Raw genomic sequence first — 23,742 nt, 5'->3', positions numbered from 1 at the left:
TGTCGGAGGTGCGTGCGACCATGAGGACAGGCGGGAGTCGAGCGATCAGGACGGTACGTGAGCAAACAGGACGGCACGGGGCGGCAGGTCACGACCGAGCCGTTCGACGACCCCCGCGCGCACATCCTGCACATCGACATGGACGCGTTCTTCGCCTCGGTCGAGCTGCTCGAGCACCCGGAGCTCCGCGGCCTCCCGGTCATCGTCGGCCACCGCGGCGCGCGGTCCGTCGTCACGGCCGCCACCTACGAGGCCCGCCGCTACGGCGTGAACTCGGCGATGCCGATGGCGGTCGCGCTCCGACGCTGCCCGCAGGCGATCGTGCTCGAGCCGCACATGGACCGCTACCGCGACGCGTCGCGCCGGGTGATGGCGATCTTCGACTCCTTCACGCCCCTGGTCGAGCGGCTCAGCATCGACGAGGCGTTCCTCGACGTCGCGGGTGCCCGCCGGATCTCCGGCTCCCCCTGGGCGATCGGCACGGCGATCCGCGCGCAGGTGCACTCCGAGCTCGGGCTCACCTGCTCCGTGGGCATAGCGAGCACCAAGTTCGTCGCCAAGCTCGCCTCGGGTCGCTCCAAGCCCGACGGGCTGCTCGTCGTCCCCTCCGACGGCGTGCAGGCCTTCCTCGATCCACTCCCGGTGAGCGCGCTGTGGGGCGTCGGGGCGAGCACCGAGGAGGCGCTGCTGCGGCGGGGCCTGCGCACGGTCGCCGACGTCGCCGCGACTCCGCTGCCGGTGCTGATCTCCTCGCTCGGCGAGGCGACGGGCCGCCGCCTGCACGCTCTGTCGAACGGAGTCGATCCGCGCTCGGTCGACACGCGCCAGATCGAGAAGAGCGCCGGTCACGAGATCACCTTCGCCGACGACGTCGCCGACCCCGAGCTGGTGCGCCGAGAGCTGCTGCGCCTCTCGGACAAGGTGGCGGTGCGCCTGAGGCACGCGGGAGTGCGCTGCCGGACCGTCGCGGTCAAGGTCCGCTTCGGGGACTTCAGCACTCTCACCCGCTCGCGAACGCTCCCCGAGCCGACCGACGTCGCCCGGGTGATCTACGAGGCGTCCTCCGCGCTCCTCGAGGCCGCGAACCCGCTCCGTCGGCCCGTCAGGCTGATCGGCGTGCGCGGCGAGCAGCTGGTCGAGGGCGACGAGGTCGCCTTCTCGCTCTGGAGCGACTCCGACGACTGGCGCGACGCCGAGCTCGCCGTCGACGGTGTGTCCGCGCGCTTCGGCAGCGGGGCCGTCCGGCCGGCGTCCCTCCTGGCGAAGTCGGCTCCCGAGTCGGCCAAGGGCATCGACCTCAGCGACACCCTGGCTACGCGGAACCGATCGTCAGACTGATCGGCCGGTGGTCGGAGCCGTTCGCCGGCAGCACCCGCAGTGTGGAGGCGGGGACCCCGTCGGCCAGCGCGTGATCGAGCGAGACGACCGGGAGCAGTGAGGGCCAGGTCGCGGGGAAGCCGACTCCCGAGCCGCGCACCAGCGCAGCCTCCGCCAGGACGGGTGCGAGCAGGTGGTCGTCGGTCGCGGTGTTGAAGTCGCCGACGACGAGGGTCCGGTCGGAGCTGTCCTCGGCGAGAGCCGAGGCGAGGCCGCCGAGCATGGTGTCGCGCTCCTCGTGGTCGCCGAGCCGGAAGGAGGCGAGGTGCACGACGAACAGGCGGCTCGGGCCCAGCGGGGTGTCGATGTCGACGGCGAGAGCCCGGTTCCAGTCGAGACCGAGGTCGAGCGGCGTGCCGTCCGACAGCTCGGTGCGGCTCCACACGCCGACCGTCCCGACGACGTACGAGTACGGGTACTGCTCGGACAGCACGTCGTCGACCGCCGACCGGGCGTCGCCGTCGAGCTCCTGGAGGGCGATGGCGTCGGGTCCCTCCGCCGCGAGCGAGGTCACGAGCTCGGCCGCGCCGTCGCCGCTCGCCGCGAGGTTCTGACTGACGACGGTGAAGCGGCCGGAGCGGACCTCGGGTCCGGGGAGAGCGACCGGGAGGACGAGCACGCCGTAGACCATCACCAGGACGGTCGCCGCGGCTCCGGCCGCGCGGGATCGCAGCGCGATGGCGCTCGAGACGAGCAGCAGCACGGCCAGCCCGGTCCACGGGATCCCCGTCTCGACGACGGAGAGCCATCCTGCCGCGTCGGGCAGCACGCGGTGGAAGGCGAGGAAAGCGGCCAGAGCGGCGCTCAGCACGACGACGGCGGCCGCGCGAGCGGGCCGGCGACGGCGGGGGTGCTGAGGCATCCGACGAGTATGGCCGCTGACGGTCGGGCGGGGGTGGGGGAGTCCTGTGCGAGTCGCAGCGCCGGTTGTCGGCGTCGAGAGGGGCGGAGTAGCGTTCGGGCATGCCCAACATCGCCGTGTCCCTGGCCGACTCCGTCACCTCCGCGGGTGCCGCGACCATCTACGGGGAGCCGGTGACGGTCGACGGAGTGTCGCTCGTGCCCGTCGCCCTGCGCTGGTTCGGCTTCGGCGGCGGCAGCGGCTCCGAGGATGGCCAGGAGGGCGGCGGTGGCGGCGGTGGCGGTGCGGTCGTCCCGATCGGCGCCTACATCAAGGACGACCTCGGGCTGCGCTTCCAGCCGAACGTCGTCTCCGTGCTCGCCGTCGGCATTCCGTTCGTCTGGGTCACCGGCAAGGCGCTCGCGCGCATCATCCGCGCCCTCAAGAAGTAGGGCGCCCCGCGGCGCCCTCCGCGATCAGCGGAGGCGCTGCTGCCTCGCGGTGAACCACTTCTTCTGGGTCCGTCCGAATCCGACGATCAGGCGCTCGGCGTCGTCCGGTCGGCGCGGATCGTAGATCACGGCCACGGGCTCACCCGCCATCCACGCGTCCCCGCGGCGCTGCGGCACCTTCAGGGCCCGGCGCTCCTCGCCGTCCGCGAGGCGGTAGGCGACGAGCAGCCGCCCGAGCTCCGCCGTCGCGGCGCGGTCCCCGCGCGCAGGATCGTGGGCCAGGACCCGTCCGGCGACGCGGGTGCCGTAGCTGAGCAGCTCCCGCCGGATGCGCCGCCTCCGCTGCCACAGCAGCGCCTGCAGCAGCACCAGCAGGATCACCGCGAGCACGACGACCACCGACCACGACATGCTGTCTATGATTGCTGACGAACACGGGAGTCCGGTGCACCGGACTGAGAGGAAGGCACGCAGCCTTCGACCGTCGAACCTGATCTGGGTCATGCCAGCGAAGGAACGTTTCGATCTCCTCTTACTACCCGTGCCTATTCGCTTCCACGAAAGGGCACGTCAGTGCAGAACTCATCCCTCTCCTCCTCGTCGACCGCGAGCCGTCCGGCTCGCGTCCTCCGCTGGCGGGTCGTCGACATCGTCATCGCCAGCGTGGTCGCGGTCGCGAGCGGCATCGTCTTCTGGGCCTGGGGCCTCGCGACGACCGCTGTCGGCGTCGTCTTCGACTTCCTCCCCGGGCTCGGCGGCATCCTCGGCGGCGGCTGGCTCTTCGCCGGCGTCCTCGGCGGCCTGATCATCCGCAAGCCCGGGGCCGCGCTGTTCACCGAACTGGTCGCCGCGCTCGTCTCAGCTCTCATCGGCACTCAGTGGGGCTTCGTCGTCCTGCTGTCCGGCCTCGTCCAGGGTCTCGGGGCCGAGATCGTCTTCGCGCTCTTCCTCTACCGCAGCGGTCGGCCGATCGTCGCGCTGCTCGCGGGCGCCGCCTCCGGTCTCGCCCTCGCGATCAACGATCTGATCGTCTACTACGCCGGGATCGACGGCCTCTTCGCGACCGTCTACGTCGTCTCCTCGATCGTCTCGGGAGCCGTCCTGGCCGGTCTGCTGCCGTGGTTCGCGGTGCGCGCCCTCGCCGCATCGGGGGCGCTCGACCGCTTCGCGTCCGGCAGGGAGGGCCGGGTCGTCGAGGGAGTGGGCGCGGGCGGTCGATGACGGGCGCGTCCGTCCGGGCCCGTGGCTGGAGCTGGCGCCACGCCGGGCGCTCCCGCACGGCAATAACGGGCCTCGATCTCGCCGTCGCTCCGGGCGAGAAGGTCCTGCTGCTCGGTCCCTCAGGTGCGGGCAAGAGCACCCTCCTGCACGCTCTCGCGGGTGTCCTCGGCGGGGAGGAGGACGGTGCGTCGGCCGGTGAGCTCGCCATCGACGGGCTCGCGCCCCTCGCGAGCCGCGGTGCCGCCGGTCTCGTGCTCCAGGATCCCGACACGCAGGCGGTCCTCGCCCGGGTCGGGGACGATGTCGGCTTCGCCTGCGAGAACCTCGGCGTGCCGCGCGAGCAGATCCCCGAGCGGGTGCGCCGCGCCCTCGACGACGTCGGGCTCGACGTGGCGCTCGACCGATCGACCTCGGCGCTGTCCGGCGGTCAGAAGCAGCGACTCGCGCTCGCCGGCGTGCTCGCGATGCAGCCGCGCCTCCTGCTCCTCGACGAGCCGACGGCGAACCTCGATCCCGCGGGGGTCCGCGAGGTCAGGGCGGCGGTCGAGCGCAGTCTCGAGCGGTCGGGCGCCACGCTCGTCGTCGTGGAGCACCGTGTCGACGTGTGGATCGACCTCGTCGATCGCGTCGTCGTGCTGGGGGCCGACGGGGCCGTGATCGCCGACGGCGATCCGCGGACTGTCCTGATCGGCGCCCGGACCGCTCTCGCGGCCGCCGGAGTGTGGGTGCCGGGCGAGGTCCCCGCGCGCCTCCCGACTGCCGACGGCCCCGCGCCGTTGGCTCTGAGCACGCAGGATCTCGCCGTCGGCCGGCCCGTCTTCGGGCGGCGTCAGCCCGTGCCGGTGGTGTCGGGGCTCGACTTCGCGATCTCCGCCGGCCGGGTCGCCGCCGTGCTCGGACCCAACGGCGCCGGCAAGTCCACGCTCGCTCTCACGCTCGCCGGCCTGCTGCCGCCCGCCGGGGGAGAGGTGGTGGCCTCGGCCGAGGTCCGCGACGGAGCGTCGCCGCACCCGCACCGGTGGAGCTCGGCGCAGCTCGCCGACCGGGTCGCGATGGTGTTCCAGGAGCCGGAGCACCAGTTCCTCACCGCGCGGGTGCGGGAGGAGCTCCGGCTCGGCGTGCGCGACGAGGTCGAGCGACGCCGCGCCGACCAGCTGCTCGACCGGCTGGGTCTCTCGGCGCTGGCCGAGGCCAATCCCTTCACCCTCTCGGGAGGCGAGAAGCGCAGGCTCGCTGTGGCGTCGGCGCTCGTCCGCCGCCCCGCGGTGGTCGTGCTCGACGAGCCCACCTTCGGCCAGGACCGGCTCACCTGGCAGGTCGTGGCGGATCTCCTGGCGGAGCTGCGCGACGACGGGAGGGCGGTGCTCGCCGTCACCCACGACGAGCACCTCGTCGCGGCGCTGGCCGACGAGACGGTCCTGATCGGCGAGCCCGCGGGAGCCGGCCGATGAGCCTGCTCGAGGCGGTCCCGGCCCGCGGGCCGATCGCCCGCGCCAATCCGGTCGCGAAGCTCCTCGCGAGCCTCCTGATCGCGCTCGTCCTCGTCCTGACCGTCGACGTCGTCTCGGCCGCGACGGCTCTCGCCCTCGAGCTCCTGGTGCTGCCCTTCGCCGGCCTGCGCTTCGGGGAGCTCCTCCGGCGGACCTCTCCACTGTGGATCGCCGCCCCGCTCGCCGGGGCGACCACCGTGCTGTACGGGCGTGACGAGGGGAGTGTCCTCGCGCAGGTCCTCTTCATCAGCGTGACGGAGGGGTCGCTCGCGCTGGGCGCCGCCATCGCGCTGCGAGTCCTCGCCATCGGCCTGCCCAGCGTGGTCCTGATCGCGACGACCGATCCGACCGATCTCGCCGACGGGCTCGCCCAGATCCTCCGTCTGCCCGCTCGGTTCGTGCTGGGCGGGCTGGCCGGGATGCGCCTGGTCGGCCTGCTGGTGGAGGACTGGCGCACCCTCGCCATGGCGCGTCGCGCCCGCGGGCTGGCGGACGGTCGCGGCCCGATCCACGCGGTGCGCAGCCTCGCGTCGCGCGCTTTCTCGCTCCTCGTCCTCGCGATCCGGCGGGGGAGCCGACTCGCGACCGCCATGGAGGCGAAGGGCTTCGGCTCCGACGCTCCCCGCACCTGGGCTCGGGAGTCGCGGCTCCGCCCGGGCGACCTGCTGCTGATCCTCGGCGGGGCCGTCGTCGCCGTCCTCGCGGTGACGGCCGCGGTCCTCGCGGGAACCTGGAGCTTCCTCCTCGATGTCTGAGCCCGTGCCGTCGAGCGAACGCGTCGTGAGGTCTCTCGCGCGCCGCGTCGTCGACCGCCGGGTGCGGACGCTGCTGATCGACGGCCCGAGCGGCTCCGGCAAGTCGACCTTCGCCGTCGAGCTGCTGCGCGCGATCCGCTCCACCGCGAGGGCACCGGAGGCGGCGCTGGTGCGGATGGACGACCTGTACCCCGGATGGTCGGGCCTCGATAGTGCCGTGGTCGCGAGTCATCGCGAGCTCGTCCGGCCGCACGCGCTCGGCCTCGCCTCGCGATGGCGCCCCTGGAACTGGGCGGCCGGCACGACGACCGGCACTCGAGTCGTGACGGCTCCGCTCCTCCTGCTCGAGGGCTGCGGTGCCGCCGGCGCGGCGAACCGCGCCCGAGCCGACCTCTCGGTGTGGATCGAGGCCTCGGAGCAGGAGCGTCGCACCCGTGCCCTCGCCCGCGACGGCGCCCTGTTCGAGCCGCACTGGGACGACTGGGACCTGCAGTTCCGGCGCTACTGCGATCGCGAGGCTCCCCGCGAGAGCGCGGACCTCGTGCTCGACACCGGTGACGGGCCGTGCGCGGAGGAGGGTCAGGCCCAGCCGAGCTCGTGCAGCCGGTCGTCGTCGATGCCGTAGAAGTGGGCGATCTCGTGGACGAGGGTCACGTGGATCTCGTCCCGCAGCTCGTCGAGGTCGTCGCAGGCCGCGAGGTGGGGCTCTCGGAAGAGGACGATGCGGTCGGGCATCTCGCCGAAGCCGTAGCGCTCCCGCTCGGTCAGCGCGACGCCGTCGTAGATCCCGAGCAGGTCGAGCGAGCCGTCCTCGGGGCGGTCCTCGACGACGAAGACCACGTTGTCGAGGCCGTCGACCATGTCGTCGGGCAGTGCGTCGAGCTCGGCGACGACGAGTGCCTCGAAGGCGGCCTTGTCCAGGTCCAGCATGCTCCACGCCTCTCTCGCCGCTGATCGCACGAAGGGCCCGGAGTCCTTCGACTCCGAGCCCTTCACGCAGAACCGAGACGCGGTTCTTCCTTCATCGACACCGACCTCGAGGGTTCGGTGTCTCCTGATGCTGGGGTGAGTAACGGGGCTCGAACCCGCGACCTCCTAGACCACAACCAGGCGCTCTGCCAACTGAGCTATACCCACCAGGATCGCGATCCGCGGGGGCGACCCCGCGAAGCAACTGTACGAGAGTACTACATCCGTGACGCGAACTCGTCCACGACGGCGGCCGAGACGGCCTGCACCTCGGCGGTCGTGGGGCCGGGCTCGGCGATGAAGGCGGCACGCCGGTAGTAGCGCAGCTCGCGGATGCTCTCGAGGATGTCGGCGAGGGCCCGGTGACCGCCGTGCTTGGCCGGAGCGTTGAAGTAGACCCGCGGGAACCAGCGGCGGGCGAGCTCCTTCACGGTCGAGACGTCGACGTTGCGGTAGTGCAGGTGCGAGTCGAGCTTGGGCATGTACTTGACGAGGAAGGCGCGATCGGTGCCGATGGAGTTGCCGGCGAGGGGGGCGTGCTGCTCGGCCGGAACGTGCTTGAGCACGTACTCGAGGACCTCGTACTCGGCCTCGGCCACGCTGACCCCGGACGGGATCTCGTCGAGGAGCCCCGAGGCCTCGTGCATCGTGCGGACGAAGTCGCCCATGTTCGCCAGCGCGGAGTCGTCGGGTCGGATCACGATCGAGAGTCCCGCGTCGAGGGGCTCGAGGTCGAAGTCGGTGACGATGACGGCGATCTCGACGAGCTCGTCGACGGCGAGGTCGAGTCCCGTCATCTCGCAGTCGATCCAGACAAGACGATCGGGGGCGCTACTCATGGGGGAGAGTGTATCGGCGACCACCGACACGCTCCGGGCACCGATGACGGGGCCTCACCGCGCGGCCTCCTAGAATCGGGGTTCGTGATGACCCTCGTCTGCTGGATCCTGATCGCCAACGCGGTGTGGAACGCCGTCGTCTGGCCCCCGTTCCTCCGCCGGATCCGCAAGGATCCGCGCGCCCGGGACGCGAGCGGGAAGGCGACGACGTTCCTCCGGGTGCACACCATCCTGATCGGCGCCTCGCTGCTGCTCGCGGCGGTCTCTCTGGTGGTCGGCGTCCTCGGGCTCGTCCAGGGCTCCTGACGCCGCCGAGTCGCCGTCGGCCCGGTATTCTCGATCGACGACGCCCCCGTAGCTCAGCGGATAGAGCAGGAGCCTTCTAATCTCTTGGCCGCAGGTTCGATTCCTGCCGGGGGCACCCCACTGATACGAGCGGGCGCGACGCGCGCCCACGGCTTAAAGTCACCTAACACACCTCGAATATCGAGGCAACACCGGCGTGTTTCCGAGCAACTGCGTCTTGAGTGTGTTCCAGGCACCTACTGTGGAGGTGTCCGGAATTACAACGACGTAAGGAACGGAGGTACGACCATGCTGCTCCTCGCCATTCTCGGTGGAATCGCCGTTGCGTGGACGATCGTCGCGGCGCCCCTCGCCGTGCTGGTCGGCCGAGTCGCTCGTGCACGTGATGCACACGTCTGAGGCGTACAACCTGCACCATCCGCACCAGGGAGAAGGCCCCCGCCGCATCTGCGGCAGGGGCCTTCTCTCGTTGTCCGATCGGCCTCCGTCGGCCGGCGCCGTGTCAGTCGGCGCTGCGAGCGGAGGGCGCGGTCGTGGGCGACTCCTCGCGGGTCTCGTCGTTCGAGGCCGGGGACGGCTGCTCCACCGGGGGCAGCTCCTCGACCGGGCGCTCCCGCGAGGGCACGTCGAGGCGGTCCACGTCGTCGAGAAGCTGGCGCGTTTCATCGTGTGAGGACGCCGATGGCGCGGGCGGGAGCACGATCGTCGGAGTCGACGGCCGCTGGTAGGAGGTGTCCGACGACTCGGCGGTGCCGGCGCCGATGACGACCGGGGCTGCCGGGGGAGCGGGCTGCGCCGTCGAGGGCTCGGTCGCGACTCGGGTCGTCGGAGCGGTCTCGGACGAGGGGGCCCGCTCGGATCCGGGGGCCGCGGGAGTCTCGGGCCGAGAGGTCTCGGAGAAGCGCCAGCGCTCGAGGTCGGCGAGGAAGGCCTTGCGCGCGCGGCTCGGCTTGTCGCGCCACTGCACGAGGCGGTCGCGGAACTCGCCGATGCTCGCCTGAGTCTGGTAGCCGCCGGTCGAGGAGGTGTGCTTGAGATCGGCGAGCTCGTGCGCCGCCCAGTTCGCGGCGACTCCGGACCCCTTGATCGGGAGCAGGCGGAGGTGCGTCTCGGCCTGCGCGGCGGCGCGGTCGCTGAGGATGCGCTCGGCCTGCGTGAGGACGTTCCAGGCGGAGGCGTCGACCGCGGCATCGATGAGCGTCGCGATCACCGCGTTCTTGCGCTCGTGCTCCTGCTGCCGGATCAGGCGCGCGATCGAGCCGCGGAAGACCGCGGCCGTCACGATCACTCCGATCACCACGGCGAGCAGGATGACGACGGCGAGGAACACCGATCGGTGCCCGTCGGTCGTCTGGATCCAGGTCACGAACTCGTTCCACCACTGCATGAGGCGAACGCTAGCCCGCCGTCGTGCCGCCGCCCGTGTGCCGCGCCGACCGACTGGCGATCGGCGCGGCGCGCGGGGGCAGCCGCACGGGACAGCAGCACGGGGGAGTGGCACGGCGGCCGCCGAACAGGAGCCTCAGGCGACGCGGAAGACCTCGACCGCGTCGTCGACGCTCCAGAACTCGCCGATCTCGGCCCCGGACGGCATGCCGTCGCGGAGGAGCCGGGCCCGGAACCGCTCCCCCCGGGGGTCGTCGACCAGCTCGATGTGGCCGACGACGGCACCGGAGGTCGCGGCGACCCGCCAGAGGCGGGGGTTCACCCGCGTGAGAGTGGGCGGGACGCGGGTGGCGTGCAAGGTGGACAGGGACATCGGGACCTCCTGCTCGAGTGCTCGGCGCACCCCGCGGCCGAGTGCCTTCGCAGACTACGAGCGACCACCGACATTCCCCGAGGGCGGCTCAGAGCCCGGTGCCGTGCACGGCGAACTCCTCGATCTCCTCGATCTCCTCTGCGCTGAGCGGGCCGGCGTCCAGGGCCGCCACGTTCTGCTCCAGCTGGCCGACGCTCGAGGCGCCGATCACCGCGCTGGTGACGGCGGGCGAGCGCAGCACCCAGGCCAGGGCGAGCTGCGCCACCGACTGCCCGCGGGCCTGGGCGATCGCGGCGAGACCGCGCACGCGGTCGAGGTAGGCCTGGTCGATGCGCTCGGAGGAGAGGAAGCGCGAGGTCGCGGCGCGCGACCCCTCCGGAATGGCGCCGTCGAGGTAGCGGTCGGTCAGCAGCCCCTGCGCGAGGGGCGAGAAGACGATGCAGCCGGCACCGATCTCCTCGAGGACCGGGAAGAGGCCGTCTTCGACGTGACGGTCGAACATCGAGTAGCGGGGCTGGTGGATCAGCAGCGGCACGCCGGTCTCGGCGAGAGCGCTCTGCGCGGCCCGCGTCTGCTCGGGGTCGTAGTTCGAGATGCCGACGTAGAGCGCCTTGCCCTGCTGCACGGCAGAGGCGAGCGCCCCCATCGTCTCCTCGATCGGCGTGGCCGGGTCGGGGCGGTGCGAGTAGAAGACGTCGACGTAGTCCACTCCGAGGCGCTCGAGGCTCTGGTCGAGCGAGGAGAGCAGGTACTTGCGCGAGCCTCCGTCGCCGTAGGGCCCGGGCCACATGTCGTAGCCGGCCTTGGAGGAGAGCACGATCTCGTCGCGGTAGGGGCGGAAGTCCTCGGCGAAGATCCGCCCGAACGCCGTCTCGGCCGCGCCGTAGGGAGGGCCGTAGTTGTTCGCGAGATCGAAGTGCGTGATCCCGAGGTCGAAGGCGCGGCGCAGGATCGCGCGCTGGGTGTCGAGGGGGCGGTCGGAACCGAAGTTGTGCCACAGTCCGAGTGAGAGGGCGGGCAGCTTCAGCCCGCTCCTTCCCACTCGTCGGTAGTCCATGCGGTCGTAGCGGTCGGGGGCGGCGTCGTAGCTCACCTGTGGACTCTATTCCAGGCCTCCGCCCGGCGGAATGCGCGGGCGTCACAGGGTGTTGACTCGAGTGACGCGACCGGCGCCCCGGCTGCGTCGCTGCGACAGGAAGTGAGCCACACGCAATGCGCACATTCGTACTCGCCGGAGGATGCTTCTGGTGTCTCGACGCCGTCTACCGCGTCCTCGACGGCGTGACCGACGTCGTCTCCGGCTATACCGGCGGATCCACGCCGGACCCGTCCTACGAGGCCGTCTGCACGGGCCGCACCGGCCACGCCGAGGCGGTCGCCGTGACCTTCGACCCCGACGTCATCCCCGAGTCGGTCATCCTCGACGTCTTCTTCACCCTGCACGACCCGCGCCAGCTGAACCGCCAGGGCAACGACGTCGGCACGCAGTACCGCTCGGCGATGTACTACTCGAGCGACGAGGAGAAGGAGCTGTTCGAGACGGCTCGCGACCGCGCCGCCGAGTGGTGGGACGGCCCGATCGTCACCGAGATCTCGCCGCTGGGCGTGTACTTCGAGGCCGAGGACTACCACCAGGACTTCTTCACGAAGAACCCCGGCCAGGGCTACTGCCTCGCCGTGGCGCTGCCGAAGGTGAACAAGATCCGCAAGTCCTACTCGTCCTACATCACGGCGTCCTAGCGCTCCTCCCCAGGCGCCGTCTCGATCGGCTCCTCCCCAGAACGGCCCGCACTCCGAACGGAGGCGGGCCGTTCGTCGTGACACTGTCCCTGCGGCGCCCGGTCGGTACCAGCCCCCTCCGATCGGGCGCCGTTCGATCGCACCCGCGATCACCGACGAGAGGACACGACAATGACCGACACCATGACCGTCATCGGAGTCATCGGCACCGACCCGCGCAGCATCGACACAGCGAACGGCACTGCGATGACGACCTTCCGGCTGGCCTCCGCCCAGCGGCGCTACGACCGCGCCGCACAGCGCTGGGTCGACGCCGCGACCAACTGGTACACCGTGAACGCCTTCAACGGACTCGCCGGCAACTCGCTCGCATCCCTGGCCCGCGGCGACCGCGTCATCGTCACCGGCCGCCTCACCGTGCGTCCGTGGGAGGCGGGAGGCAAGACGGGCACCGACGTCGCGGTCAATGCCGACGGGATCGGCCACGACCTCGCCTGGGGCACGACCAGCTACAGCAGGACGGTCGGCAAGTCCGCCGCCCCCGCAGCTCCCGGCGCCGCGCCCGCGTGGAGCGAGACCGCCCCGTCCGCCGACGGAGCGGAGACCTCGGGCGACTGGGGTGCGGTGTCGCCCGGTGCGGCCGCGGAGCCGTCGTTAGAATCGGTGGACACCCCGTTCTGAGAGCTCCTTCGCGAGCGTCCGCGCGCGGTGGGTCCGGCTCGAGATCCGCTGCCGGCGAGAGGAGCCCCGTGCCACCGAGGAGCAAGGTGCCGCCGCGGGCCGCGGCGTCCTCCGTCATCGCGCAGGGTGCGCTCGTCCTGGGGATGCTCCTGCTCGCGGGCTGCACCGCCTCCGACACTCCTGCTCCGACGGTCTCCTCGTCGGCCGCGGCCGTACCGACCGCCTCCGAGGCTCCCTCCGCTCCGGTCGCCCTCGTGCCCGGGGGCACCGCGGAGGAGAACCGCCCGTTCTTCGAGCAGGTCGTCACCGGAGTCGTCGGCGCCGATCCGTCCGCGCCCGGCCGCAGCGTCGTCGACGCCCTCGTCGCGAACGGATTCGCGAAGGAGTCGATGCAGCTGACGGCCGACGAGACCTCGATCGGTCTCGAGGCCGATTCGGTCCAGGTCTCCGTCAAGATGTCCGACGCGTGCCTCATCGGGCAGTACGGGCCGAAGAGCGACGGTGTGCACGTCGTCGTCGCGGCGCCCATCGCCACCGGCGCCTGCCTGATCGGCCAGACCGTCCCGCTCGACGGCTGACCCGCTCGGAGTCCGGCCGATCGGAGTCCGACCCGCTCGGGGGATCGAGCCGGTATCCTCGAACGGGTCCCCGGCCATCGACTCCGCCGCTCACTCGAGCGGTGCGGCGGTCGACAGACGGCGTCATCCGGCCGAGGCCCTCCCGATCCACGGGACCTGCCCGGCGGAGAGCGGGGTACCGAGAACGTACGAGCGGTTGAGGACTGAAGTGGCTGAATACATTTACTCGATGGTGCGCGCCCGCAAGGCGGTCGGCGACAAGCTGATCCTGGACGACGTCACGATGTCGTTCCTGCCCGGCGCCAAGATCGGCGTGGTCGGCCCGAACGGCGCCGGCAAGTCGACGATCCTGAAGATCATGGCGGGGCTCGACACCCCCAGCAACGGAGAGGCACGGCTGAGCCCGGGCTACTCCGTCGGCATCCTGATGCAGGAGCCGGAGCTCGACGAGACGAAGACCGTGCTCGAGAACGTCCAGGAGGGCGTCGGCGAGATCAAGGGCAAGATCGACCGCTTCAACGAGATCTCGCTCGCGATGGCCGACCCCGACGCGGACTTCGACACGCTCCTGGCAGAGATGGGGGTCCTCCAGGAGGCGATCGACGCCGCCGACGCGTGGGACCTCGACTCGCAGCTCGAGCAGGCGATGGACGCGCTGCGGACGCCTCCGGGCGACTCGCTCGTCACGAACCTCTCCGGTGGCGAGAAGCGCCGCGTGGCGCTGACCAAGCTCCTCCTGCAGAAGCCCGACCTGCTCCTGCTCGACGAGCCCACCAACCACCTCGACGCCGAGAGCGTGCTCTGGCTCGAGCAGTTCCTCTCGAAGTACCCCGGCGCCGTCCTCGCCGTCACCCACGACCGGTACTTCCTCGACAACGTCGCGGAGTGGATCGCCGAGGTCGACCGCGGCCACCTCTATCCCTACGAGGGCAACTACTCGACCTACCTCGAGAAGAAGCGCGCGCGCCTCGAGGTGCAGGGCAAGAAGGATGCGAAGCTCGCCAAGCGCCTCACGACCGAGCTCGAGTGGGTCCGCAGCAACGCGAAGGGCCGCCAGGCCAAGTCGAAGGCGCGTCTCGCGCGCTACGAGGAGATGGCGTCGGAGGCCGAGAAGACTCGCGTGCTCGACTTCGAGGAGATCGTCATCCCCGTCGGCCCGCGCCTCGGCGCCCAGGTGATCGACGCGAAGAAGCTGCACAAGGCGTTCGGTGAGCGCGTGCTCATCGAGGACCTCAGCTTCACCCTCCCGCGCAACGGCATCGTCGGCGTGATCGGCCCGAACGGCGTCGGCAAGACCACGCTCTTCAAGACGATCGTGGGCTTCGAGCCCCTCGACTCCGGCGACCTCAAGATCGGCGAGACGGTCGACATCTCGTACGTCGACCAGAGCCGCGGCGGCATCGACCCGAACAAGAACCTCTGGGAGGTCGTCTCGGACGGCCACGACTACATCACGGTCGGCCGGACCGAGATCCCGTCGCGCGCCTACGTCTCGCAGTTCGGCTTCAAGGGCCCCGACCAGCAGAAGAAGGCCGGCGTCCTCTCGGGTGGAGAGCGCAACCGCCTCAACCTCGCGCTGACGCTCAAGCAGGGCGGCAACCTCCTCCTGCTCGACGAGCCCACCAACGACCTGGACGTCGAGACCCTCGGCAGCCTCGAGAACGCGCTCCTCGAGTTCCCGGGCTGCGCCGTGGTCATCACCCACGATCGCTGGTTCCTCGACCGGATCGCGACGCACATCCTCTCCTACGAGGGCACCGAGGAGGATCCGGCGAACTGGTACTGGTTCGAGGGCAACTTCGAGGCCTACGAGGAGAACAAGATCGAGCGCCTCGGCCCCGACGCGGCGAAGCCGCACCGCTCGGCCTACCGCAAGCTCACGCGCGACTGATGCGCCTGCACGTCGCCATCCCGCTGCGCTGGTCGGACTTCGACGCCTACGCGCACGTCAACAACGCCGAGATGCTGCGCCTCCTCGAGGAGGCGCGCATCCAGGCGTTCTGGGCGCCCGACTCGCCGGAGGCGGGCGGGAGGGCGACGGCGGTGCTCGACGCGCGACCGGGCGCTCGCACGATCAGCCTGATCGCGCGCCAGGAGATCGAGTACCTCGCGCCGATCCCGTACATGCGGGCCCCGATCGACATCGAGCTGTGGATCGGACGCATCGGCGGCGCGAGCCTCGAGGTCTGCTACGAGCTGTACTCGCCGGAGGGCGTCACTCCGCGCGTGCTGTACACGAAGGCGGCGACGACCCTGGTGATGGTCACCGCCGCGACGGGGCGGCCGGAGCGCATCCCCGAGGAGCTCCGCACCGTCTGGGCGCCGTACGTCGACGAGCCGATCGCGTTCTCGAAGCGCGGCTAAGCGCGTCGCTCGTCGCCCGAGGCCCGGGTGCGCGGTGCCCGCCGTTCGGGTGCGTGTCCCGGCCCCGTGGAGCGCCGATGTCGACCTTCGGCTCGTCGAATCCGATCCGGCTCGCCGGAATCCTCGGATCCGACGAGCCGAACGCGTTTCGACGAGCCGGAGGTCGGTGCTCTCACGAGCCCGCCGTTGTTCCACGAGCCGGCCGTGGTTCTGCGAGCCGAACGTCGTTCCTGCGAGCGCGAGGTCAGCGGGGGACCCGCACCATGCCCTCCTGGGCGACGCTTGCGACGAGCGCTCCGTCGCGCGAGTAGATGCGCCCGAGCGACAGGCCGCGCCCGCCCGAAGCGCTCGGCGCCTCCTGCACGTAGAGCAGCCACTCGTCGACGCGGGAGGGGCGGTGCCACCACATCGCGTGGTCGAGGCTCGCGATGCGCAGCCCCGGCGTGATCCAGGCCGCCCCGTGCCGCCGCAGGGTCGACTCGAGGATCGTGTAGTCGCTCGCGTAGGCGAGGGCCGCGCGGTGCAGCATCGGGTCGTCGGGGAGCGTGCCGAGTGCCCGCATCCACACGCTCTGCTGCGCGGAGCGGCCCGGGTCGGCCCGGAGGTAGACGGGCTGCTCGACGTGGCGCACGTCGAAGGGGCGCTGCGTGGCCCAGAAGTTGCCGACGGGGTGGTCGATGCCGCCGAGGACCTCCGCGGCACTCGGCAGCGACTCCGGCTCCGGAACACCCTCGGGCATCGGCGTCTGGTGGTCGAGACCCTCGTCCTCCGTCTGGAACGAGGCGATCATCGAGAGGATCGGCACCCCGTTCTGATACGCCTGGGTCCGCCGGGTCGAGAACGAGCGGCCGTCGTGGATCCGGTCGACCGAGAAGGTGATCGGCAGCGTCACATCCCCGGGCCGGAGGAAGTACCCGTGCATCGAGTGGACACCGTGGTCGTCGTCGACGGTGCGCCCCGCGGCGATCAGCGACTGAGCGAGAACCTGTCCGCCGAAGACCCGCCCCTCGGGCTGCCACTGGGACGGACCGGTGAAGATGTCCTCGCTGGTGCGGGCCCCCGTGTCGGTGAGGTCGAGGGCGGTCAGGAGCGAGGAGAGGGGATCGGGCACAGTACCTCCGGGGTGTCGACCGGCCGGGTGAGCGACCTGAGAGTAAGTTTATCGATGCGATGAGTGCGTCCTTCTCGCTCGCAGATCCCCCCAGCCTGTCCGATCTGCGGGTCTTCCTCGGCAGGTCGGCCCGAGTCGACGACGGCGCCGTGCGCCTCCTCGCGCAGGACCGGATCCTGGCCGCCTACACCGCGATCCTGCAGCCCCGCGGGATCCTCGACCGCTCGTCGACCGTGCTCGGCCTCCGGGTGTTCGCGCTCGACGAGCCCGCCGCGTTCGACCGCGTCGTCCCCATCCGCGCGCTCTCCGACCGGCTCGCCCGGCTCCAGTGGGAACCCGGGGGAGCCGACGGCAAGCCCGTCCCGCTGCCCGACGGCGACGACGCGACCGCAGGGGCCTGGGCGGGCATCGCTCCTCCCCGCGGAGGCTGGCTGCGCCGCGAGCCCGTCGATCCGGTGTTCCTCGAGCGGGTGGCCCGCGAGGGGATCGACGAGATCGCCGCGGCGGTCGGCTCCGAGACCGGCGAGCAGATCGTCTCGCGCGTGCGCTCCTCGGTGTGGGGGCGACCGCTCGACGGGCTCGCGGACGTCCCCGCCGGCGCGGCGTTCGCGCTCTTCGCGCTCGGCTTCCTCGACCCCGCCGACCCCGTGGCGCTGCTCGAGAGCGGACCGTGGCGCCGGCTCACCTCCAAGCGGGGTCACGTGCTGGTGCGCACTCCCGCCTGAGCTACTCCTCGAACGTGTTCACCATCGCGTGGGCGGCGCGCTCCAGGTAGTCCCAGAGCATCGCGTCGTCGGCGGGGGAGAGCTCGAGCTCGTCGACCGCCACGCGCATGTTCTGGAGCCAGTGGTCGCGTGCCTCCGGGTTGATGTGGAAAGGCTGGTGCCGCATCCGCAGGCGCGGGTGACCGCGCTCCTGGCTGTAGGTGCTCGGGCCGCCCCAGTACTGCTCGAGGAAGCCGGTGAGACGCTGGATCGCGCCCTCGAGGTCGTGCTCGGGGTACATCGGCCAGAGCACCGCGTCGTCGCGGACGCCCGCGTAGAAGCGGCGGACCAGCTTCTCGAACGTGGGGCGGCCGCCGATGTGGTCCCAGAAGCTGCGCATCGGAGGCGTCCCGCCGATCTGCAGGCCGCTCATGCGCGCGGCTCCTGCGTCGGTCCTGTGCTTTGGCCGTCGTCCTGTGGACGCGTCTCGCGCTGCTTGCGGGTGGCCCGGGGAAGGCGCACGGGCTTGCCGTGCTCAGTCGTGATCGTCGGCGACGGGGTCGTCCGAGGGCCCTTGGCGCCTCCGACGCTCGCCGCGCCCTCGAAGCCGCTCAGGACGACGGCCGACAGGGAGGGCAGCTTCACGTCGAGCGCGTCGAGCGCACGCTTGAGCCGGACCTTGAGCTCGCGCGCGACGTCGTCCTTGGCCGTCGTGCGGGTCTTCAGCACGAGGCGCACCACGAGGGCGTCGTCGGCGATCGACTCGAGCCCCCACAGCTCGGGCTTGTCGATGATCCGCGCGCGCCAGCGGCTGCTGGCCGCGAGCTCGTTCGCCGTCTGCAGGATCGACGACTGCACCGACTCCAGGTCTGTCTCGTAGGGCACCGCGAGGTCGATGATGACGCGCGACCAGCCCTGCGACATGTTGCCGACCCGGATGATCTCGCCGTTGCGCACGAACCACAGGGTGCCGTTCACGTCGCGGATCTGGGTGACCCGGACGCCGACCGACTCGACGACTCCGGTGGCCTGACCCGTGTCGACGACGTCGCCGACGCCGAGCTGGTCCTCCGCGACCATGAAGAGGCCGTTGAGCACGTCCTTGACGATGTTCTGCGCGCCGAAGCCGAGCCCGGCGCCGAGGGCCGCGGTGAGCAGGGCGAACGAGCCGATCAGGTTCTGGTCGATGGTGCTGACCACCATCACGAGCGCGATGATCACGATGAGGATCGAGCTGATGTTGTTGAGGATCGAGCCGAGGGTCCGCGTGCGCTGGACGACGCGGACCGCCGCGAGCGGCGACGCGGCGATCGACTGGGTGTCCTCGACCCGCTGGCGCTTCTTCACCCCCGAGACGATCTGGTCGACGACGCGGCCGATCACGAAGTGCGCGATGACGCGCACGATGAGCGCGCCGATCACGATCGAGAGGACGGCGATGATCTTCCAGAAGATCTCGGAGTCGAAGAACGAGATCGTGGCGGCGACGGGGTCGGGGGTGGAGGTCTCGAGTAGCAGCATGACCCGTCCAGGCTACGGGACCCCTCCCTCCGAGACCGGCGGACGGAGGCCCTCTTCGGGGCCCCCTCGCCCGAGCCTGCGAGCCGCCGTATAGATTCGACCGGAGGCGTCGACTCGCCTCCGCTCGCACTCAGACCCCGCTGGGGAAGGACGCCCGATGCTCCACTCGACCCGGACCCCCGCTGAGAAGCGCCGCCTCTTCCGCGAGCGGCTCGCGACCGGCGAGCTGCTGCAGCTGCCGGGCGCCTTCACTCCGCTCTCGGCGCGTCTGATCGAGGAGAAGGGCTTCGACGGCGTCTACGTCTCGGGAGCCGTGCTCTCGGCCGAGCTCGGCCTCCCCGACATCGGCCTCACGACGCTCAGCGAGGTCGCGGGCCGCGGTCAGCAGATCGCGCGGATGACCGACCTGCCCGTCCTCGTCGACGCCGACACGGGCTTCGGCGAGCCGCTCAACGTCGCGCGCACCGTGCAGATGCTCGAGGACGCGGGAGTCGCGGCGCTGCACATCGAGGACCAGGTCAATCCGAAGCGCTGCGGGCACCTCGACGGCAAGGCCGTCGTCGACGAGAGCACCTCGGTCCGGCGGATCGCCGCGGCGGTCGACGCGCGCCGCGACTCCGATCTCGTGATCATGGCGCGGACCGACATCCGCGCCCTCGAGGGGATGCAGGCCGCTGTCGACCGGGCGAAGCGCCTCGTCGATGCGGGCGCCGACGCGATCTTCCCCGAGGCGATGCGCGACCTGGGCGAGTTCGAGACGATCCGCGCGGCCGTCGACGTCCCCGTTCTCGCGAACATGACCGAGTTCGGCAAGAGCGAGCTCTTCACCGCGCGGCAGCTCGCCGACGTGGGCGTCAACATCGTCATCTACCCGGTCTCGCTCCTGCGGATCGCGATGGGAGCGGCGATGCGCGCCCTCGACACGCTGAAGGCCGACGGATCCCTCCGCGCCGAGGTCTCCGGGATGCAGACGCGCGCCGAGCTCTACGACCTGCTCGACTACGCCTCGTACAGCCGGTTCGACGAGGGCGTCTTCGACTTCAGCCTCGCCGACCACCACGGCGCCTGACGACGGTGCGCCGCACTCGGCGCACCCAGGCCCCTTTCGCGAAGGAGCGGACATGAGCACCACCGATCAGGACATCCGGAAAGGACTCGTCGGCGTCGTCGTCGACACCACGGCGATCTCGAAGGTCGACCCCGAGTCGAACTCGCTGCTGTACCGGGGCTATCCCGTGCAGGAGCTCGCGGCGACGTGCACGTTCGAGGACGTCGCGTGGCTGCTCTGGCACGGCGAGCTGCCGACGGCGGAGGAGGCTCGGACGCTGCGCTCCTTCGAGCGGGCCCACCGCGCGCTGGCGCCTGAGATCCGTGCGCTCATCGACCTCCTTCCGATCGGCGCCCACCCGATGGACGTCGTCCGGACGGCCGTCAGCGCGCTCGGGGCGCTCGATCCGGACCCGGACGCGGAGGCGCCGGAGGAGGTGCTGGATCGCTCCGTGCGGCTCTGGGCGGCTCTGCCCGCGATCGTCGCCTACGCCCAGCGCCGCCGACGCGGAGAGGAGCCGATCGCCCCGCGACGCGACCTCGACTACTCCGAGAACTTCCTCTGGATGACGTTCGGCGCCGTCCCGGACGCCGTCGTCGTCGACGCGTTCCGCGTCTCGCTGGTGCTCTACGCCGAGCACTCGTTCAACGCGTCGACCTTCACCGGCCGGGTGGTGACGTCGACGCTGTCCGACGTCTACTCCGCCGTGACGGCGGCCGTGGGCGCGCTGAAGGGGCCCCTGCACGGAGGCGCGAACGAGGCGGTGCTGCACGTGTTCGACGAGATCGGGCTGGGCCCGGAGGCGGCGACGCGCTCGCGGGAGTGGCTCGCGACGGCACTGGGGGAGCGCCGGAAGGTGATGGGCTTCGGTCACCGCGTGTACAAGTCGGGCGACTCGCGGGTGCCGACGATGGAGGCGGCGCTGCGCCGCGTCGCCGCGCACGAGGACGCGGTCGAGATGCTCGAGCTCTACGACGCGCTGGCGGAGGCGATGGCCGAGCGGACGGGGATCCTCCCGAACCTCGACTATCCGTCCGGTCCCGCCTACCGGCTGATGGGTTTCGACACCGAGATCTTCACGCCGCTGTTCGTGGCGGCGAGGGTGGTCGGCTGGACGGCGCACGTGCTCGAGCAGCGCGCGTCGAACGCGCTCATCCGGCCGCTGTCGGCCTACGACGGCCCGGACCGCCGGTCGGTGCCGGGTCGGGCGAGCTGACCGACTCCTCGCAGATCGAGCGTGCGGCCCGGGTGGGAAACGGGCCTCATCCTCGCTGATCGAGTAGCCCGCGCAGCGGGCGTATCGAGATCCACGTGCGTCAGAAGGCCATGGCCGAAGCCTGATCTGCTGACGCTGGTGGGTCTCGAAACGCCCCTGCGGGGCTACTCGACCAGCATGGGATCGAGCTCAGTCCTGCGCGTCGCGCTCCTGCGCGCGCAGGGCGCGCTCGACGCCGGCGAGGTTCTCGATCACCAGGCGTCGCAGCGCCGGGACGTCGGGGTTGGCGGCCAGCCACTCCCGGGTCGCGTCGACGATCTCGCGCGTCGGGGTCGCGGCGGGGTAGAAGCCCACGACCAGGTACTCGGCGATCTTGTAGCTCTTGCTGTCCCACAGATCGCGCAGTGCTCCGAAGTACACCGGCACCATCGCGTCCAGCAGCGCCGGGTCGGAGGTGCGCTGGAAGCCGAGCCCGGTCGAGCGGACGATCGTGTTCGGCGCCGAGTCGTCGAGTGTGACCGAGTCCCAGGCCGCGCGCTTCGCCTCCGCCGTCGGGATCGCGGCCCGGGCGTTCGCCGCGGACTGCGCTCCCGTCGCCGTGTTGTCCTCGGCCAGTGCGGCGTCGATCTCGCTCGCCCCCGCGCGTCCGCCGGCGACCAGCGCGATCAGCAGCTCCCACGCCAGGTCGGTGTCGATCTCGAGTCCGTCGAGCGTCGTCCCGCCGTCGCGCAGCGACTGCACGGCGTCGAGGTGCGCCGGGGTGGACGCGACAGCGGCGAAGAACTTGACGAACTGGAACTGCGCGTCGCTGCCGGCCTCCGCCTCGCGGGCCAGGGCCCAGAGCCGGTCGCCGACCTCCTCGACGATCGCGGTGCGGTGCTCGGGAGCGACGTACTGGGTCGCGGTGGACACGAGCTGGCCCAGCACCGTCCGCAGCGTGGTCGACTCGGTCTCGGTCGCGATGTTGCCGAGCACGAGGCGCACGAAGTCGCGCGGGGCCGCCTCCGCGTCGCGCGTCGCGTCCCACACCGAACCCCAGACCAGCGAGCGCGCGAGCGGGCTCTCGATGCTCGCCAGGTGCTCGATCGCCACGGCGAGCGAGGAGTCGTCGAGGCGGATCTTCGCGTAGGCGAGGTCGTCGTCGTTGAGCAGCACGAGCGCGGGGCGGGTGCGTCCGATCAGCTCGGGCACCTCGGTCCGCTCGCCGTCCACGTCGAGCTCGAGGCGGTCGACGCGCACCAGGCGGTCGCCCTCGAAGTCGTAGAGGCCGATAGCGAGGCGGTGCGGGCGGATGGTCGGGTACTCCTCGACGGCCGTCTGCAGGATCGCGAAGGAGGCGATCGCGCCCGACTCGTCGACGGAGATCTCGGGGCGGAGGGTGTTCACGCCCGCCGTCTCGAGCCAGAGCGACGACCACTCGGTGAGATCGCGGCCGCTGGTGGCCTCGAGCTCGACGAGCAGGTCGCGCAGCTCGGTGTTCGAGAAGGCGTGCTTCACGAAGTACTCGTGCACCCCCGCGAGGAACTCCTTCTCGCCGACCCACGCCACCAGCTGCTTGAGCACCGAGGCGCCCTTGGCGTAGGTGATGCCGTCGAAGTTGACCTGCACGTCCTCGAGGTCGTTGATCGTCGCGACGATCGGGTGGGTCGAGGGCAGCTGGTCCTGGCGGTAGGCCCAGCTCTTCTCCATCGCCGCGAAGGTGGTCCAGGCCTCGGTCCACTCGGTCGCCTCGGCGGTCGCGAGGGTCGACGCGTACTCGGCGAACGACTCGTTCAGCCAGAGGTCGTTCCACCACTTCATCGTGACGAGGTCGCCGAACCACATGTGCGCGAGCTCGTGCAGGATCGTGACGACCCGTCGCTCCTTGATCGCGTCGGTGACCTTCGAGCGGAAGACGTAGGTCTCGGTGAAGGTGACCGCTCCGGCGTTCTCCATGGCGCCCGCGTTGAACTCGGGGACGAAGAGCTGGTCGTACTTGTCGAACGGGTACGGGACTCCGAACTTCTCCTCGTAGAAGGCGAAGCCCTGCTTGGTCTTCTCGAACACGTAGTCGTCGTCGAGGAACGGCGCGAGGGAGGCGCGCGCGAAGACCCCGAGCGGGATTGTCCGGCCGTCGGAGGAGACGAGGGAGTCGGTGCGCACCACGTACGGGCCGGCGATGAGCGCGGTGATGTACGAGGAGATCCGCGGGGTCGGCTCGAAGCTCCAGGTCGCGGTGCCCTCGCCCGCGGGGACCGGCTCGGGGGTGGGCTGGTTCGAGACCACCTGCCAGGCGGCGGGCGCGGTGACCGTGAAGCGGAAGGCGGCCTTCAGGTCGGGCTGCTCGAACACCGCGAACACGCGCCGCGAATCCGGGACCTCGAACTGCGAGTACAGGTAGACCTCGCCGTCGACCGGGTCGACGAAGCGGTGCAGTCCCTCGCCGGTGTTCGTGTAGAGCGCGTCGGCGACGACGGTCAGCTCGTTGTCGGCCGCGAGCGCGTCGAGGCGGATGCGCACGCCGTCGGCCACGTCGGAGGGATCGAGCTCGACGCCGTTGAGCGTCACCGAGTGCACGGTCTTCGTGATGGCGTCGATGAAGCTCGAGGCGCCCTCCGCCGCGGTGAACCGCACGGTGGTGGTGCTGAGGAAGGTCTCGGCGCCCCGGGTGAGGTCGAGAGTGACGTCGTAGTCGGTGACCTGGATCAGCGAGGCGCGCTCCTGCGCTTCGCTCCGGGTGAGGTTGTCTCCTGGCACGTGGTGCTCCATCCGTTCGTCGCGGGCGCGGCAT

26 protein-coding genes, 2 tRNA genes and 1 riboswitch are annotated in these 23,742 nt (G+C 71.1%); of the genes, 16 read left to right on the top strand and 12 right to left on the bottom strand.

The annotated features are described in order from the left end of the window. The first annotated feature begins 57 nt into the window (after positions 1-57). On the top strand, positions 58-1,338 hold the full coding sequence (gene dinB / locus GRS92_RS04920; RefSeq protein ID WP_159853844.1) for a DNA polymerase IV: 1,281 nt from the start codon (positions 58-60) through the stop codon (positions 1,336-1,338). On the opposite strand, the gene GRS92_RS04915 is transcribed toward dinB, so the two are convergent. Beyond that, positions 1,313-2,239, bottom strand: a complete 927-nt coding sequence (locus GRS92_RS04915; RefSeq protein ID WP_159853842.1) for an endonuclease/exonuclease/phosphatase family protein — start codon at positions 2,237-2,239, stop codon at positions 1,313-1,315. The two genes, dinB and GRS92_RS04915, sit on opposite strands and share 26 nt — an antisense overlap. Before the next feature lie 101 nt (positions 2,240-2,340). On the opposite strand from GRS92_RS04915, the gene GRS92_RS04910 reads away from it, so the two are divergent. Continuing rightward, entirely contained in the window at positions 2,341-2,670 is a 330-nt protein-coding gene (locus tag GRS92_RS04910) for a hypothetical protein (RefSeq protein ID WP_159853840.1), read from the top strand. A 24-nt stretch (positions 2,671-2,694) separates the two neighbouring features. On the opposite strand, the gene GRS92_RS04905 is transcribed toward GRS92_RS04910, so the two are convergent. Then, positions 2,695-3,081, bottom strand: a complete 387-nt coding sequence (locus GRS92_RS04905) for a DUF3592 domain-containing protein (RefSeq protein WP_159853838.1) — start codon at positions 3,079-3,081, stop codon at positions 2,695-2,697. 14 nt (positions 3,082-3,095) lie between these two features. Further along, a riboswitch (TPP riboswitch) is annotated at positions 3,096-3,204 on the top strand. A gap of 39 nt (positions 3,205-3,243) precedes the next feature. Between GRS92_RS04905 and GRS92_RS04900 the strand changes: the two genes are divergently transcribed. The 4 genes from GRS92_RS04900 to GRS92_RS04885 are packed head-to-tail and all read left to right on the top strand — an operon-like array spanning position 3,244 to position 6,761. Beyond that, on the top strand, positions 3,244-3,891 hold the full coding sequence (locus GRS92_RS04900; protein ID WP_159853836.1) for an ECF transporter S component: 648 nt from the start codon (positions 3,244-3,246) through the stop codon (positions 3,889-3,891). Then, on the top strand, positions 3,888-5,342 hold the full coding sequence (locus tag GRS92_RS04895) for an ABC transporter ATP-binding protein (RefSeq protein ID WP_159853834.1): 1,455 nt from the start codon (positions 3,888-3,890) through the stop codon (positions 5,340-5,342). The genes GRS92_RS04900 and GRS92_RS04895 overlap by 4 nt, the downstream gene beginning before the upstream one ends. Beyond that, entirely contained in the window at positions 5,339-6,136 is a 798-nt protein-coding gene (locus tag GRS92_RS04890; protein ID WP_159853832.1) for an energy-coupling factor transporter transmembrane component T family protein, read from the top strand. Before GRS92_RS04895 ends, GRS92_RS04890 begins: the two co-directional genes overlap by 4 nt. A gap of 25 nt (positions 6,137-6,161) precedes the next feature. Next, a complete protein-coding gene (locus GRS92_RS04885) occupies positions 6,162-6,761 on the top strand; it encodes an ATP-binding protein (RefSeq protein WP_204162082.1) in 600 nt (199 codons plus the stop codon). Here the strand turns inward: GRS92_RS04885 and GRS92_RS04880 are convergent. The 3 genes from GRS92_RS04880 to orn all read right to left on the bottom strand — a co-directional run bounded on the left by GRS92_RS04880 (position 6,716) and on the right by orn (position 7,944). Continuing rightward, positions 6,716-7,066: a metallopeptidase family protein gene (locus GRS92_RS04880; protein ID WP_159853830.1), complete on the bottom strand. Its 351-nt coding sequence runs from the start codon at positions 7,064-7,066 to the stop codon at positions 6,716-6,718. The two genes, GRS92_RS04885 and GRS92_RS04880, sit on opposite strands and share 46 nt — an antisense overlap. 131 nt (positions 7,067-7,197) lie before the next feature. Next, positions 7,198-7,273 (bottom strand) — tRNA-His (locus GRS92_RS04875). A gap of 50 nt (positions 7,274-7,323) precedes the next feature. Then, positions 7,324-7,944, bottom strand: a complete 621-nt coding sequence (gene orn, locus GRS92_RS04870; RefSeq protein ID WP_159853828.1) for an oligoribonuclease — start codon at positions 7,942-7,944, stop codon at positions 7,324-7,326. An 87-nt stretch (positions 7,945-8,031) separates the two neighbouring features. Between orn and GRS92_RS04865 the strand changes: the two genes are divergently transcribed. Next, positions 8,032-8,250, top strand: a complete 219-nt coding sequence (locus GRS92_RS04865) for an SCO4848 family membrane protein (RefSeq protein WP_204162155.1) — start codon at positions 8,032-8,034, stop codon at positions 8,248-8,250. A gap of 42 nt (positions 8,251-8,292) precedes the next feature. Further along, positions 8,293-8,365, top strand: a tRNA-Arg gene (locus GRS92_RS04860). Between the two features lie 387 nt (positions 8,366-8,752). Here the strand turns inward: GRS92_RS04860 and GRS92_RS04855 are convergent. The 3 genes from GRS92_RS04855 to mgrA all read right to left on the bottom strand — a co-directional run bounded on the left by GRS92_RS04855 (position 8,753) and on the right by mgrA (position 11,102). After that, positions 8,753-9,637 (bottom strand): hypothetical protein, encoded by an 885-nt coding sequence (locus tag GRS92_RS04855; RefSeq protein ID WP_159853824.1) that lies wholly within the window; start codon positions 9,635-9,637, stop codon positions 8,753-8,755. A 135-nt stretch (positions 9,638-9,772) separates the two neighbouring features. After that, positions 9,773-10,009, bottom strand: coding sequence for a hypothetical protein (locus tag GRS92_RS04850; RefSeq protein ID WP_159853822.1), 237 nt, complete (start codon positions 10,007-10,009; stop codon positions 9,773-9,775). An 88-nt stretch (positions 10,010-10,097) separates the two neighbouring features. Beyond that, positions 10,098-11,102: an L-glyceraldehyde 3-phosphate reductase gene (gene mgrA / locus GRS92_RS04845; RefSeq protein ID WP_159853820.1), complete on the bottom strand. Its 1,005-nt coding sequence runs from the start codon at positions 11,100-11,102 to the stop codon at positions 10,098-10,100. A gap of 119 nt (positions 11,103-11,221) precedes the next feature. Here mgrA and msrA point away from each other — a divergent pair, with 119 nt between their 5' ends. From msrA to GRS92_RS04820, 5 genes are all read left to right on the top strand, one after another. After that, positions 11,222-11,749, top strand: coding sequence for a peptide-methionine (S)-S-oxide reductase MsrA (msrA, locus tag GRS92_RS04840; RefSeq protein ID WP_159853818.1), 528 nt, complete (start codon positions 11,222-11,224; stop codon positions 11,747-11,749). Between the two features lie 171 nt (positions 11,750-11,920). Continuing rightward, entirely contained in the window at positions 11,921-12,430 is a 510-nt protein-coding gene (locus tag GRS92_RS04835; RefSeq protein WP_159853816.1) for a single-stranded DNA-binding protein, read from the top strand. A 68-nt stretch (positions 12,431-12,498) separates the two neighbouring features. Then, complete coding sequence (locus GRS92_RS04830; protein ID WP_235021818.1) at positions 12,499-13,008, top strand: DUF6993 domain-containing protein; 510 nt, start codon at positions 12,499-12,501, stop codon at positions 13,006-13,008. Between the two features lie 208 nt (positions 13,009-13,216). After that, positions 13,217-14,899: an energy-dependent translational throttle protein EttA gene (ettA, locus tag GRS92_RS04825; protein WP_159853814.1), complete on the top strand. Its 1,683-nt coding sequence runs from the start codon at positions 13,217-13,219 to the stop codon at positions 14,897-14,899. Continuing rightward, the gene (locus GRS92_RS04820; RefSeq protein WP_159853812.1) at positions 14,899-15,372 is read left to right on the top strand and encodes an acyl-CoA thioesterase; all 474 of its coding nucleotides are present in this window, start codon (positions 14,899-14,901) and stop codon (positions 15,370-15,372) included. Before ettA ends, GRS92_RS04820 begins: the two co-directional genes overlap by 1 nt. A gap of 244 nt (positions 15,373-15,616) precedes the next feature. Here GRS92_RS04820 and GRS92_RS04815 read toward each other — a convergent pair whose 3' ends face one another. Continuing rightward, positions 15,617-16,483 carry an acyl-CoA thioesterase gene (locus tag GRS92_RS04815; RefSeq protein ID WP_159853810.1) on the bottom strand — a complete coding sequence of 289 codons (867 nt, stop codon included), beginning with the start codon at positions 16,481-16,483 and terminating at the stop codon, positions 15,617-15,619. A gap of 59 nt (positions 16,484-16,542) precedes the next feature. On the opposite strand from GRS92_RS04815, the gene GRS92_RS04810 reads away from it, so the two are divergent. After that, entirely contained in the window at positions 16,543-17,208 is a 666-nt protein-coding gene (locus GRS92_RS04810; protein WP_159853808.1) for a hypothetical protein, read from the top strand. Position 17,209: 1 nt separating this feature from the next. Here GRS92_RS04810 and GRS92_RS04805 read toward each other — a convergent pair whose 3' ends face one another. Together GRS92_RS04805 and GRS92_RS04800 are read right to left on the bottom strand one after the other, a co-directional pair. Continuing rightward, positions 17,210-17,620: a globin gene (locus GRS92_RS04805; RefSeq protein ID WP_327437422.1), complete on the bottom strand. Its 411-nt coding sequence runs from the start codon at positions 17,618-17,620 to the stop codon at positions 17,210-17,212. Next, a complete protein-coding gene (locus tag GRS92_RS04800; RefSeq protein WP_159853806.1) occupies positions 17,617-18,708 on the bottom strand; it encodes a mechanosensitive ion channel family protein in 1,092 nt (363 codons plus the stop codon). Before GRS92_RS04800 ends, GRS92_RS04805 begins: the two co-directional genes overlap by 4 nt. Before the next feature lie 157 nt (positions 18,709-18,865). Between GRS92_RS04800 and prpB the strand changes: the two genes are divergently transcribed. Both prpB and GRS92_RS04790 read left to right on the top strand, forming a co-directional pair. Beyond that, complete coding sequence (gene prpB, locus GRS92_RS04795) at positions 18,866-19,777, top strand: methylisocitrate lyase (protein WP_159853804.1); 912 nt, start codon at positions 18,866-18,868, stop codon at positions 19,775-19,777. A gap of 52 nt (positions 19,778-19,829) precedes the next feature. Beyond that, entirely contained in the window at positions 19,830-20,972 is a 1,143-nt protein-coding gene (locus tag GRS92_RS04790; RefSeq protein WP_159853802.1) for a bifunctional 2-methylcitrate synthase/citrate synthase, read from the top strand. Between the two features lie 189 nt (positions 20,973-21,161). Here the strand turns inward: GRS92_RS04790 and pepN are convergent, their stop codons facing one another. Further along, complete coding sequence (gene pepN / locus GRS92_RS04785) at positions 21,162-23,708, bottom strand: aminopeptidase N (protein WP_159853800.1); 2,547 nt, start codon at positions 23,706-23,708, stop codon at positions 21,162-21,164. Positions 23,709-23,742 lie beyond the last annotated feature (34 nt).

Origin of the sequence: Rathayibacter sp. VKM Ac-2754 (assembly GCF_009807095.1) — a bacterium.
GTDB lineage: Bacteria > Actinomycetota > Actinomycetes > Actinomycetales > Microbacteriaceae > Rathayibacter.
Note: the sequence above shows the minus strand (reverse complement) of the source record. Positions and strands in the feature narration are given on the sequence as shown.